Annotated in this window: 12 protein-coding genes; 7 read left to right on the top strand and 5 right to left on the bottom strand. The window is 62.7% G+C overall.

Annotated features, from left to right (window positions below; genetic code table 11):
- From CAQU_RS11480 to CAQU_RS11470, 3 genes are all read left to right on the top strand, one after another.
- Window positions 1-1,542, top strand: coding sequence for an acyl-CoA carboxylase subunit beta (locus tag CAQU_RS11480; protein WP_075727884.1), 1,542 nt, complete (start codon window positions 1-3; stop codon window positions 1,540-1,542).
- Window positions 1,543-1,990: 448 nt separating this feature from the next.
- Window positions 1,991-2,164 carry a hypothetical protein gene (locus CAQU_RS12870; protein WP_169836045.1) on the top strand — a complete coding sequence of 58 codons (174 nt, stop codon included), beginning with the start codon at window positions 1,991-1,993 and terminating at the stop codon, window positions 2,162-2,164.
- A gap of 159 nt (window positions 2,165-2,323) precedes the next feature.
- A complete protein-coding gene (locus CAQU_RS11470) occupies window positions 2,324-2,629 on the top strand; it encodes a hypothetical protein (protein ID WP_075727880.1) in 306 nt (101 codons plus the stop codon).
- Window positions 2,630-2,696: 67 nt separating this feature from the next.
- Here the strand turns inward: CAQU_RS11470 and nagA are convergent, their stop codons facing one another.
- The 5 genes from nagA to CAQU_RS11440 all read right to left on the bottom strand — a co-directional run bounded on the left by nagA (window position 2,697) and on the right by CAQU_RS11440 (window position 7,909).
- Window positions 2,697-3,866, bottom strand: coding sequence for an N-acetylglucosamine-6-phosphate deacetylase (gene nagA, locus CAQU_RS11465; protein WP_075727878.1), 1,170 nt, complete (start codon window positions 3,864-3,866; stop codon window positions 2,697-2,699).
- A 19-nt stretch (window positions 3,867-3,885) separates the two neighbouring features.
- Entirely contained in the window at window positions 3,886-4,692 is an 807-nt protein-coding gene (locus CAQU_RS11460; protein ID WP_075727876.1) for a DeoR/GlpR family DNA-binding transcription regulator, read from the bottom strand.
- A 279-nt stretch (window positions 4,693-4,971) separates the two neighbouring features.
- Window positions 4,972-5,808: a class II fructose-bisphosphate aldolase gene (locus CAQU_RS11450; RefSeq protein WP_075727872.1), complete on the bottom strand. Its 837-nt coding sequence runs from the start codon at window positions 5,806-5,808 to the stop codon at window positions 4,972-4,974.
- 47 nt (window positions 5,809-5,855) lie between these two features.
- Window positions 5,856-6,818 (bottom strand): 1-phosphofructokinase family hexose kinase, encoded by a 963-nt coding sequence (locus CAQU_RS11445; RefSeq protein ID WP_075727870.1) that lies wholly within the window; start codon window positions 6,816-6,818, stop codon window positions 5,856-5,858.
- Between the two features lie 200 nt (window positions 6,819-7,018).
- Complete coding sequence (locus CAQU_RS11440; protein ID WP_075727868.1) at window positions 7,019-7,909, bottom strand: SIS domain-containing protein; 891 nt, start codon at window positions 7,907-7,909, stop codon at window positions 7,019-7,021.
- Between the two features lie 675 nt (window positions 7,910-8,584).
- On the opposite strand from CAQU_RS11440, the gene CAQU_RS11435 reads away from it, so the two are divergent.
- The 4 genes from CAQU_RS11435 (at window position 8,585) to CAQU_RS11420 (ending at window position 12,079) form a co-directional block, all read left to right on the top strand.
- Complete coding sequence (locus tag CAQU_RS11435) at window positions 8,585-9,025, top strand: PTS sugar transporter subunit IIA (RefSeq protein ID WP_075727866.1); 441 nt, start codon at window positions 8,585-8,587, stop codon at window positions 9,023-9,025.
- 57 nt (window positions 9,026-9,082) lie between these two features.
- On the top strand, window positions 9,083-9,367 hold the full coding sequence (locus tag CAQU_RS11430; RefSeq protein WP_075727864.1) for a PTS sugar transporter subunit IIB: 285 nt from the start codon (window positions 9,083-9,085) through the stop codon (window positions 9,365-9,367).
- Window positions 9,368-9,785: 418 nt separating this feature from the next.
- Window positions 9,786-11,114 carry a PTS ascorbate transporter subunit IIC gene (locus CAQU_RS11425; protein ID WP_075727862.1) on the top strand — a complete coding sequence of 443 codons (1,329 nt, stop codon included), beginning with the start codon at window positions 9,786-9,788 and terminating at the stop codon, window positions 11,112-11,114.
- Between the two features lie 215 nt (window positions 11,115-11,329).
- A complete protein-coding gene (locus CAQU_RS11420; protein ID WP_075727860.1) occupies window positions 11,330-12,079 on the top strand; it encodes a sugar isomerase domain-containing protein in 750 nt (249 codons plus the stop codon).
- Window positions 12,080-12,635 lie beyond the last annotated feature (556 nt).

The following is a 12,635-nucleotide window of genomic DNA, read 5'->3' as shown; positions in this document are numbered from 1 at the left end:
GTGAGTACCACGGCCGAAAAACTCGCTGACCTGCGCGCCCGCCTCGAGCAAGCCCAGGATCCTGGTAGTGAGCGCGCCCGCGCCAAACGTGACGCCCAGGGGCTGAGCACTCCGCGTCAGCGCATCAACCGCCTGCTGGATCCGGGATCCTTCGTCGAAATCGGTGCGCTGGGTCGCACCCCCGACGAAAAAGACGCCCCCTACGGCGACGGCGTGGTCACCGGATACGGCCGCATCGGTGGTCGCCCCGTGGCCGTCTACGCCCACGACAAAACCGTCTACGGCGGTTCTGTCGGCGTGACCTTCGGCCGCAAGGTCTGTGAGGTCATGGACATGGCCATCAAGATCGGCTGCCCGGTCATCGGTATTCAAGACTCCGGCGGCGCCCGTATTCAGGACGCCGTGACCTCCCTGGCAATGTACTCAGAGATCGCCCGCCGACAGCTACCGCTGTCCGGCCGTAGCCCCCAGATTTCCATCATGTTGGGCAAGTGCGCTGGTGGCGCGGTGTACGCCCCGGTGACCACCGACTTCGTTATCGCCGTCGATGAGCGCGCCGAAATGTATGTCACCGGCCCCAACGTCATCAAGGAAGTCACCGGCGAGGTCATCACCTCCGCCGAACTCGGTGGCGCCCACCAGCAGATGGAAAACGGCAACGTCTCCTACGTTGCCGTCGACGAAGAAGACGCCTTTAACTACGTCCACGATCTGCTCGACCACCTGCCCAGCTCCTGCGACGAGCCCGGCCCGGAGTTCGCAGCCCCGTCCGACGACGAAATCATCGACGAGTCCCTGGACTCCTTCATGCCGGATGACTCCAACGCCGGCTACGACATGAACGAGCTGCTGGCCAAGATCTTCGACGACGATGATGTGCTGGAAATCCAGCCCGAGTTCGCGCCGAACATGATCACCGCGTTCGCCCGCATCGACGGCAAGTCCGTCGGCGTGGTCGCCAACAACCCGCAGCACTTCGCCGGCTGCATCGATGCAGATGCCGCCGACAAGACCGCCCGTTTCATCCGCATCTGCGACGCCTACAACATCCCGCTGGTGTTCGTGGTGGACACCCCCGGCTACCTGCCGGGCGTTGACCAGGAACGTGCCGGCCTGATTCACCGCGGCGCGAAGCTTGGTTTCGCCGTCGTGGAAGCCACCGTGCCGAAGATCTCGCTGATCGTCCGCAAGGCCTACGGCGGAGCCTATGCCGTCATGGGCTCGAAGAACCTCACCGGTGACATCAACCTGGCATGGCCGACCGCCCAGATCGCCGTGATGGGTTCTGCTGCAGCATTCGTCATGATCCAGGGCGCCAAGCTCGAGGGTGCTGACCCGGAGATGCGTGCCCAGGCCAAGAAGATGTTCATGGACTTCTACGACGAGAACATGACCAGCCCCTATGGTGCTGCTGAGCGTGGCTTCATCGATGCGATGATCGAGCCCAGCCAGACTCGCCTGGTGCTGCGCCAGGCTCTGCGTCAGCTGGAAACCAAGCGCGAAGAAACCCTGCCGAAAAAGCACACCATCATGCCGATGTAGACGCGCTAGCGTTTGCGCGCGTGGACAGACCCCGAGATTTTTCTCGGGGTCTTTTGCTATCCAAGACGCCGCCGGTTGAAACTCGACGAAGCAGCTGCGTGGGTTGTGCAGCACAACTCACGTGAGCGATTGTGTGAGGCAAGCGCCGGCCTGGTTAAAAAACCAGGAAAAGGTCCACATAAGGAGATGCCTGTTTTATTAGACTCGATTCCAGTATTCGAACCCTAGATCTTTTACCTGCTTTATAAAAAGAGCTGGACCACCCGCCTTTGCGTGCGGGCAGCCTAAATCGGTCGCGCAGCATGTGGCTAAGCAAGCTAGGGGTGATCCTGAACAGGAGGGTAGAATTGTGAAGCCACAGGTCAGGCGGCAGGGACAACCCCCAGGCAAGCACGGCAGCCACAACAGTCGCAACCAGCCTGGTCGCTTACTTAGCTTTGTGTGGTTCGTGTTGGTCTTGCTCATCCTGCCGCTTGGAACCGCACTGTGTTTCGCCTTGGGCGATCTTATTGGCGGATCCTGGAAAGAGGGGCTAACCACCTTCCTCGGTGTCTTTGTTATCGGTTTTGTGGTTGAGATGGTCGCTTTTATCTTGTTCCGGTGGCGCAACCCGGAAGACTAACGGGGTCTCATTGCGACCTGTATGGGGTGGATGTTAACGATTGGGTAAATAAATCCTTCCGAGGCCTTGGCATGGGGAGTGTTTACCCATATCCTGGGGCCACTGAAGCCGGCGTCGCAGCAGTGGCGCGGAAGTACAGGTTTTAAGGATGTGAGCACGATGTCTGCCCGAACGTTGAAGAATCTTTTGTCCGTTGCGACGATTGTGCTGGCTTTTGCTGCGGCGTTGGCGTGGTGGCAGGACTGGTCGGGCAGGGAGGCCCTCTTTGCTGCCACCGTGGTGTGTTCGCTGGCGACACTGTTTATCGGGTGGAGACAGGATCGGGTGGCGTTCGCTGAGCTTGAAGCGCTGAGCGATGTGCCGAATCCACCGGTAGAGCAGGTGCGTGAATACCGTTTGCGGCATCCGCAGGCCACGCTGCTGGAGGCGGTGGCTGCGGTGAAACAGCACAACAAAGCCCTCTAGCGGGGCGTGATGGAAACGAGAAAAGGCTCTCCCTTAAGGGGAGAGCCTTTAGTCGCGTTGGGGGTGGTTAGTCGCCGTCGAAGATGATGCGTTCCGGCAGGAAGGTCGCCGGATCGAGCACGAGCAGGTCGGCGGGGTAGCCGGGGGCAAGCACGCCGAATTGGTCTTCCATGCCGATGGCCAGTGCCGGGTGGCTGGTAGCGGCGGCAACGGCTACGTCTACGGGGACACCGACGCGCGTGATGGCGTTGGCAACGGCCTTGTCCATGGTCAGGGTGGAGCCGGCCAGGGAGTGGCCTTCCACCAGGCGTGCGACGCCGTCTTTGACCTCGACTTCGAGGGTACCGAGCATGTAGTGACCATCCGGGTTACAGGTCGCACTCATGGCGTCGGTAACCAGGATGACGCGTTCGGGGGCTTCCTCGAACAGGGAGCGCACCACGGCGGGGTGGACGTGGATGGTGTCGTTGATGACTTCAAGCCACATGCGTTCGTCGCGCAGTGCAGCGGTGACGGGGCCGGGGGCGCGGTGGTGGATGCCGTTCATGCCGTTGAAGGCGTGGGTGAGGATGGTGGCGCCGGCGTCGATGGCGGCGCGGGTGGTGTCGTAGTCGGCGCTGGTGTGGCCGACGGCGGCGCATACGCCGTGCTCGGCGAGCAGTTTGACGGATTCGATGCCGCCTTCACGCTCGGGGGCGAGGGTGACCTGGACGAGGGTGCCGTCGGCGGCGTCCAGCATTTTCTGGGTGGCTTCCGGCAGCGGGTCGCGCAGCAGCGCTTCGGGGTGTGCGCCTTTGTGGGAGGGGTGCAGGAAGGGGCCTTCGGGGTGCAGCCCGAGCACGCGGGAGTCGGATTTGACCAGGGTGGCGGCGTTGCGGATGTTGTCGAGGATGTCGTCGAGTTCGGCGGTGACGAAGGACAGGACGCTGCGGGCGGTGCCGTGTTTGCGGTGTTGTGCTAGGGCGATGGCGGTGGCTTCGAGGCCGTCGTCGTAGGCGGCGCCGCCACCACCGTGGTGGTGGATGTCGATGTAGCCGGGGACTAGTGGTTTGCCGGCCAGGTCGATGGTGGTGTCGCTGGCGGGCCAGTTGGCGGCGTCGTCACTGGTGCCGACGTGGGTGATGCGGCCGTCTTCGGTGCGCAGGCAGCCGGCGTTGATGAGTCCGCCGATTTCACCGGTGACGATGGTCGCGCCGGTGTAGGTTGTGGAGCCGTGGGTGGTGGCGTGATCGGACATGGGTGGTGGGTTTCCTTCACTAGACAGTGGCAGACGCGGTGATGACGTTGTAGCCGCGTTGCTTTAAGGATTCGAAGACGTCCGGGTCGATCCCGGAGTCGGTGACAATGGTGTCGATAACGTCCACGCTACCGACAGAGGAGAATGAGCGCCGACCGAACTTGGTGGAGTCGGCCACCACGATGGGGCGGGTGGCGCGGGAGGCCATGGTGCGGTTGGTGTCGGCTTCGTATTCGTCGATGGTGCCGGGCCCGTTTTCGTCGAAGCCGTTGACTCCGATGAAGGCGACGTCGAGGCAGAGCCTTTCGAGGATTTCGCCGGCGAAGGGGCCGGTGAGTTCGAGGGAGTTGTTGTTGAGGACTCCGCCGACCAGCACGATTTTGATGTTGGGTCGGGAGATCATCGAGAAGGCGATGTCGATGGCGTTGGTGACGACCGTCAGGATCGGTTGGTTGCCGACGAGTTGGGGGTTGGTGTGTTCGGTGACCCATTCGACGAGTGCGTGGGCGATGGCCCCGCAGGTGGAGCCGCCGCTCATGCCGATGACGGCGCCGGGCTGGATGAAGTCCAGGCAGCGGTGCGCGATGGCGCTTTTGGCGCTGGGGTTTTGGTTGCTTTTTTGCCGCATCGGCGGGTCGAAGGTGACGATGTTGCTGCTGGCGCCGCCGCGGGTGCGGCGGAGCATGCCGCGTTCGGCCAGCGCGTCGAGGTCGCGGCGGGCGGTGGCGGGGGAGATGCCGAGGGTGTCGATGAGTTCGTCGACGGACACTGTGCCCTGGGCTGTCACGAGGTCGACAATTTTGGTTAGTCGTTGGCTGCGCAGCATGACGTTGTGAGGGCCCTTCCTGTGGTCGACGGTGTTTTTCCACCCTTGCACCCTTGTTTTAGCTACCAGAAGGTGTGGGGTGGTGGCCATCCTGGGCTGGTTGCGGGCGCAGGCTGGTGGCCTGTGGTGGGGGATGGCGGAGGAAGAGAAAGAAAAGAGGGGAGTGGGGGCACCTGGTGGTGCGATCCTTGCCCCACACTTTATGGGCAGTGTGGGGCAAAAATCTTGGATTTCGCATGTGTTCCCTTGCGGGATGCGAAAAATCCTTCAGTGGGCTGTTTAGACCTGGGCGAACAGCTTCAGCAGGCGCTCGGCTTCAGCGGAGAGGGCTTCGCGGCCGGCCTTGATGTATTTGCGGGAGTCGGTGACGGTGGGGTTTTCGTCGAGGAATGCCCGCACGGCGCGGGTGAAGTGGCCGTTGAGGTGGGTGGAGACGTTGATTTTGGTCATGCCGGAGCGGATGCCCTGGGAGATTTCTTCGTCGGGGACGCCGGAGGAGCCGTGCAGGACCAGGGGTACGCCGGCGGCTTCCTTGAGGCGGCCGATCAGTTCGTGGTCGAGGGTGGCGGTGCGTTCTTGCATGGCGTGTTCGGAGCCGACGGCGACGGCGAGGCCGTCAACACCGGTGTCGGCGACGAATTGCTTGGCTTCGGCTGGGTCGGTGCGTACGCCGGGGGCGTGGGCGCCTTTACCGCCGATTTCGCCGAGTTCGGCTTCGACGGTGACGCCGCGTTCGTGGGCGTAGGCGACGACCTCTGCGGTTTTGGCGATGTTTTCTTCGGTGGGCAGGGTGGAGCCGTCGAACATGACGGAGGAGAAGCCGAGGTCGATGGCTTGCTTGGCGAGTTCGACGGATTCGCAGTGGTCCAGGTGGACGGCGACGTCAGCCTTGGAGTTTTTGGCCAGGGAGAGCATGGCCAGGGCTAGGGGTTCGAGTTCGTCGTTGTGGAAGCGCACGCAGTTGTGGCTGAGCTGCAGGATGACGGGCAGGCCGGCGCGTTCGGCGGCGGCGACGAGGCCTTCTGCGGTCTCCAGGTGGATGACGTTGAAGGCGCCGATGCCGACGTTGCGTTGGGCGGCGTCGCGGACGAGGTCGAAGGTGTTTGCTTGGGGCATGTCAGTGTCCTATCGGGAAAAGATGGGGGTGGGGGTGGGTGTAGTTGTTATTCCGTGGGCGGGGTGGGGAATTCCACCCTGTCCAGCAGGGGCTTGTAGTCTTCGCCGATGGTTCCGGCGGCCGGCTGGAGGACGGCGGCGGCGGACCAGGCGACGCCGCGTTGCAGCAGTTGTTTGGGCTCCAGGCCGTCGATGAGGCCGGTGGCCAGGGCGGATACCAGGGCGTCGCCGGCGCCGGTGGGGTTGCCTTTGAGGACTTCGTCGAGTTTGGCGGCGACGATGGTGTCTGGGGTGACGGCGACGAGTCCGTCGGGGCCTGCGGAGGCGACGACCATGCCGGCGCCTAGTGCTAGCAGTTGGCGGGCTCCTGCGATCAGGGAGTCGCTGCCGGTGGTTTCTTTGAGTTCTGCCGCGTTGGGTTTGACCAGGTCGGCGCCGGCGGCGCAGGCGGCTTTCAGTGGGGCTCCGGCGGAGTCGACGATGATTTTGCCGCCGTGGTGGTGGGTGATGTCGACGAGCCGGGTGACGAAGTCTGCGGGGGCGCCGGGGGCGAAGCTGCCGGAGACGGTGACGACGGAGCCGGGGTGTTGGTCGAGGTAGCTGGTCAGGGTGGTGACCATGTTGTGGTAGACCTCGTCCGGGTGGGCGCCGCCGCGTTCGTTGATGATGGCGGTTTCGCCGGTGGTGTTTTGGTAGATGGCGAAGGTGGCGCGCAGGGGAACGGGGGTGGGGGTGAATGCGAGGTGTACGCCGTCGGGTAGGGCAACCACACCGTCGGTGCGGTTGTTGAGGTCTGCCAGGTCTGCTTCGCTGACGGGGCCGAGTGCGTAGGCGGTGTAGCCTTGTTCGGCTGCGACGGCGGCGACGTTGACGCCTTTGCCGCCGAGTTTGCGTAGGGCGGTGTCGATGCGGTGGGTGGCTTCGGGGATCAGCTGCTCGATGGGCAGGGTGATGTCGAGTGCCGGGTTGGGGGTGATGGCGAGAATTGCCGGGGTGTTGGTGGGGGGCATTTCCGCGTGTTCTTCCTGCGTGTGGCCATCGTCCGTCCGTGTGGTGTGTTCCCCGGTGGGGTTGTGGTGGCCTGGCGGTTGGTGGCGTGTTGCGTGGGGTGGGGGTGCCAGGGCCGGCGGTTCACTGTGGCTGGTGGGCTGTGGTGGGGTGCTGGCCCTGGCGGGTGGTGGTGCGCGCGGGGTGTGGGCGCGCGTGGGGGTTATTTGAGGATGACGGAGCGGGTGAGGTTGCGGGGTTCATCCGGGTTGAGGCCGCGGGCGCGGGCGGTCAGCAGTGCGACCTGGTGGACGCGGACGAGTTGGGCCAGCGGGTCGCGGTCGACGTCTTCGTAGCGGGCGCCGGTGGCTTTGACCTGTTCTGCTAGGCCTTCGGGGGAGGTGCCGAGCTGCCAGGTGATGCGGCCGGGGGCGGCGATGGCGATGGGGCCGTGGCGGTATTCCATGGACTGGTAGGACTCGGTCCAGGCTTGGCAGGATTCGCGCATTTTCAGGCCGGCTTCGATGGCGACACCGTAGACCCAGCCGAGGCCGAGGAAGGAGTATTGCTCGGCGTTGATGAGTTCTGCTTCGGGTTCGGTCTGGAGGACTTCTGCGGCCTGGTCGGCGGCGTCGAGGACGGCTTGCTTGCCGTGGACGGAGCCGCGCAGGAAGGACAGGGCGGTGGTGGCGAAGCGGGTTTGGACGACGGATTGTTCGTCGGCGAATTCGAGGTTGACGACGTCGTCGGCGAGTTCTGCGACGGGGGTGTCCTGTGCGCCGAGCAGCGCGATGGTGCGGACGGTGCCCTTGACCTTGGTGAGGTAGTCGATGATTTCGCTGGTGGTGCCGGAGCGGGTGATGACGATGGCGACGTCGTATTCGCGGTCCATGGGGACTTCGGTGGCGGTGAAGGCGTCGGTTAGGCCTTGGCCGGCTGCTTCGCGCATGGCGGCGTAGGCCATGGCCATGAACCAGGAGGTGCCGCAGCCGATGACGACGACGCGTTCGCCGTTGGTGGGCAGGCAGCTGTTGTCGAGTTCGGTGACTTTTCGCCACATTTCGGGCTGGCTGTAGAGTTCGGCTTCCATGTGGGCGCCAAGAGTGTTGCTCATTGGAGGGTTCCTTTTCTGTGTTTGGGTGTGGTGGGGTGGGTGCATTCCGGTGTCCGCTGGCGTCCGCGGGGTGAGTGATAAACCCCGAATGATGCGCGCTGTGTGATTGTTGTTGAGCGTGTGGGCGCTGGCGGGTGGTGTGCAGTTGTCGGGTGGCGGGTGGACCTTTGCTTTTCTCAGGGGTGCCTGTTGCCCGTCAGTCGTGGCATATCGCCTGCTTATGTGTGGTGTCGAGGTGGTTCTCGTGGGGGCGGGGGCCGGTGACTGGGGGCTAAGCATGCACATTTGATGATTGCACATGATTGAAAAGCTGTCCATCGCGTCACCTTCAATCATGCTGGTTTGGGCGAAAAAAGGCACGCTGAGATCTTGTGAAATATGTCATACGGTGTCGTTGTGTGTGTCGGATGTCAACAAAGATGGGGGCAAATAAGCAGGTCAACTACCTGGCAAAATACTGAAAAGCGTTTAAGGAAAATGGTAGAAAGCATGCCTAAAGCATGGCTGTGACGCAATGCAAACAATCAAAAAAAGTCATCGAAACACACATTCGTGCTTGCAGAGTGAGCGGAACGATTACTAGGCTGAAGCATGCAACAAAGCCACACGATCGATACGGCTGACCCACATCACGGGACATCGCCTAGACGATCAAAACCACAAAGGACGGTCGCTATGACTTTTCTCCCTGATGTTGTTGCAGCTCGACGTCACGCAGCCGATTGGCAGGAAGCCATCCGCATCGTCGGCGAGCTCTACGAATCCAAAGACATCGCCACTGCCGAATACGCAGAGGCCATGATCAACGGAGTCAAAGAATTCGGCCCCTACATGGTGCTCACCCCCGGTGTCGCCATGCCTCACGCTAAAAGCGCAAGCGGCGTGAAAAAGGCCGGAACCTGTGTCGTCACCCTTGACGAACCCGTCGAGTTCGGCAGCCCCGCCAACGACCCCGTCGATGTGCTCATCTCTTTCGCCGCCGGCGACAAGAAGGGCCACATCAAGATGATTCAGTCTTTGGCCGCAGTTCTCGGAGACACTGAACTGCTCGATCGGGCACGCGCCGCCACCACCGACGAGGAACTCCTCGCCGTGTTCACCGACGCCGCCAAATAACCCCCCTTTTTTCGACGCCACCGCGCGCCGAAAAACAAACCGTAAAGGACAGAAAAAATGATCCAGATTGCAACCGTGTGTGGCATGGGCCTCGGCACCTCCATGATGCTGGCAAACCAGGTTCGCGCCATGTGTGAAGACGCAGGCATCGCCGCCAAGGTCCAGCCCGTCGACTTGGGCTCCTTCAAGTCCCAGCCCTCCGACATCGTGGTCACCACCACCGCCATGGCTAAGAACGTCGAGGGCACCAAGGCCGTCGTCGTGCTGATCGACAACCTCATCGACAAAAACGAAGTCAAGACCAAGGTCATGGCTGCGGTCGACGAGTTCAACAACCGCTAAACACCACAGCGCACATATTTTCCCGCCGCGCTGCCCCCACCCAGCCTTGCACAAGCTGGTGACAAAAAAGGGGGCAGTAGCGCAGGGACACCGGTGCGAAGTGTTTTTCGCACACAAGCTTTCTTCTTTTCACTAACTTCATTTTGCCGTCGTGGACCACACCACAGGTTGCACCCCGACGCGCCACGATTCGCCCCACCACAGGCGACAACAACACCCCCCTTTGCAAAAGGTGCGGGCAGGAGCTGTACAGCACCACACACCGCGGCGCGGTGGACAAAGGTGAAGGTTTTTTTAAACTTCACCATCTTTTGCGGGCGCGACAACCGCCTTCTTGCCGCCATTGGCACGGGGTTGTTGCGAGGACACGAGGCACCAAGCCCACCATCCGCTTGTTTATAAGAAACGCGAGCACACCATGAACCCAGTTCTAGACTTCTTTGTCCAGCTGGTGCAGATCCCGGCCATCATCGTCGGTTTCATCGCACTGCTTGGCCTGGTCGTACAGAAGAAATCCGCCGGCGATGTCATCACCGGTACGGTCAAAACCGCACTGTCCCTGCTGATCATCGGCGGCGGCGCAGGCGTCATCGTTGAGGGCCTCGGCCCCATCCAGTCCATGTTCGAGATGGCATTCCCCTCGGGCAACATCTCCACCTTCGTCACCTTCGACGAAATGGTGGTCTCCGCCGTCCAGACCGGTCCCGTGACCACCCTGGGCAGTGAAATCGGCCTGACCATGCTGTTCGGCTACATGTTCCACCTGTTCCTGGCACGTGTCACCCCGTTCCACTACGTCTACCTGACCGGCCACATGATCTGGGTCCACGCTGGTGCATTCACCATCGCCATGTACCAGTTCGGCTTCAACCCCTTCGTCACCGTCGCCATCGCCTCCCTGCTCGTCGGCTGCTACTACACCTTCGCACCGGCCATCGCACAGCCCTTCGTCCGCCGCATCACCGGCTCCAACGACGTCGGTTTCGCCCACGGCCAAACCCTGCTCAACGTCCTGGCCGGCTACATCGGTATGGTCATCGGCAACAAGGAAAAGTCCACCGAGGACATCGAGATGCCGGAGAAGCTCTCCTTCTTCCGTGACGTCGCAGTCTCCACCTTCCTGGTCATGTTCGTTGTCTCCCTGCTGTCCGCTATCTCCGCGGTCTCCGTGGCCGGCGTGTCCACCTTCCAGGCAGCCGTCGACGACGGCGGCATCTCCGACGGCCAGAACTGGATCGTCTTCGCCCTGCTCATGGCCCTGAAGTTCACCGCCGGTATGCTCATCCTGCTCTACGGTGTCCGCATGCTGATCGGCGAAATCGTCCCCGCCTTCGAAGGTATCTCCCGCAAGGTCATCCCGAACGCCATCCCCGCCCTCGACGTGCCGGTGCTGTTCGCCTACGCACCCAACGCCCTGCTCGTCGGCCTCATCTCCGGCCTGATCGGCCAAATCGCCGGCATGGCACTGTGCGTCGCCATCGGATGGCCCGTCCCGATCCCCTCCATGATCGTCGCCTTCTTCGCCTCCGGCACCGCAGCCATCTTCGCCAACTCCACCGGCGGTCGCGTCGCCGCCTGGATCGGTGGCTTCCTGTGGGGCTTCCTCGGCTGGATCCTCATCTCCTTCGCCTACAAGTTCCAGGTCTTCGGTGACCTGTCCTCCCTCGGCGCCGAAAACCTCGGCTTCACCGTCCCGGACGCCATCGTTCCTGGCATCATCCTCCACGGCATTGCCTCCCTGTTCTAACAGCCAGGCTTGACCGCACCCCGGCCTAAAGCCCCACCAAGGGCTTTAAAGCCACCCCCACCGGCGGCGGCACTTTCTACCCCGCCGCCGGTGGCCCCCGACTTGCCGACCCCGCCGCACCCGGTGTCAGGTCGACCACAACTCAATAACCGACGGTCCTGCCCCCGCGCAGCACCACCCGTTCTTTTCTTCCCCCAACCCAAGGAGACACCCCCATGTCCAAGCTCACCAACCACTACTACGACGAAATCATCGCCCTGCTGCAGAAGGTGCGCGACACCCAGATCGACACCATCGACGAAGCCGCCAAAACCATCGCCCAAAAGGTCAAGGACGGCGGCCGCATCTTCGCCTTCGGTGCCTCCCACTCCTCCCTGCCGGTCCAGGACATCGTCTACCGCGCCGGCGGCCTGATGCTCATCAACCCCCTCTACGGGCCCGGCATCGAAGCACTGACCACCCGCCCCACCACCCTCGGCTCCCAAATGGAGCAAATGCCCGGCTACGGCAAGGTGCTGTTCGACAACAGCCCCCTTAAAGAAGGCGACGTGCTGATCTGCGTGTCCGTCTCCGGCCGCAACGCCGTGCCCGTCGAACTCGCCCGCGAAGCCCGCGCCAACGGCGTCTTCGTCGTCGGCCTGACCTCCAGCAAGTACACCGACGCCGTGACCTCCCGCGTCCCGGACGGCACCAAGCTCAAGGACCACGCCGACATCCTCCTCGACAACCAGGTCGACGCCGGCGACGCAGTGCTCACCCTCGAAGGCGTGCCCCAGAAGTTCACCCCCGCATCCGGCGTGACCTCCACCGCCATCCTGCACTCCCTGTCCGCCGCCATCATCGAAAACCTCCTCGAGCTCGGCATCTCCGCACCGGTCTTCCTCGCCGCCAACCTCGACGGTGGCGCCGAATGGAACGCCAAGCACATGGCAGAAAACAAAGACCGCATCTTCTACCTGAACTAAGCGGCCACCCGCGCGGCAGCCAAAAAGGCTGCCGCCCCACACACCTCACACCGGCCAAACCGCACACGCCCGCGGGCGCACCACCAGCGACAACACCCGGCATACGCAAAACCCCCGTTGTCACAAACGCCCGCAAGCCCCACCGGCCACCGGTGTGACCCCACACCTGGTTCATAGCTGACACACCGCGCAGCCATGAACCACCGGGGTGCCGGACGCTGTTTTTCTGTCCCAGCAACCAGCACCCCACCCCCAAACTAATACTGATTTCTTCTAAGGCCACCTCTTCTTCACCTCCGGCCCATCACCCCGCCACCGCATTCCAGGCGCCTTAGCCAACCGCGGCACCAGCGGCCAAAACCCACCACCGGAGCTGGCCCCCAAAAAAACGGCCCCACCAAAGCTGCCTCGCCAAAGAGAACAGCCGGACAAGGCCAGTCGAAAAAATACGACACCCCCAAAGCGCACCAGCGCCCTTCGCACCCGCGCAGTACCGCGAAACGCCACCTTAAGCGCCCTTAAAAAACCACTAGCGCCGAAAACAACACACACCCAC

Source organism: Corynebacterium aquilae DSM 44791, from assembly GCF_001941445.1.
GTDB classification, from domain to species: Bacteria; Actinomycetota; Actinomycetes; order Mycobacteriales; family Mycobacteriaceae; genus Corynebacterium; species Corynebacterium aquilae.
Note: the sequence above shows the minus strand (reverse complement) of the source record. Positions and strands in the feature narration are given on the sequence as shown.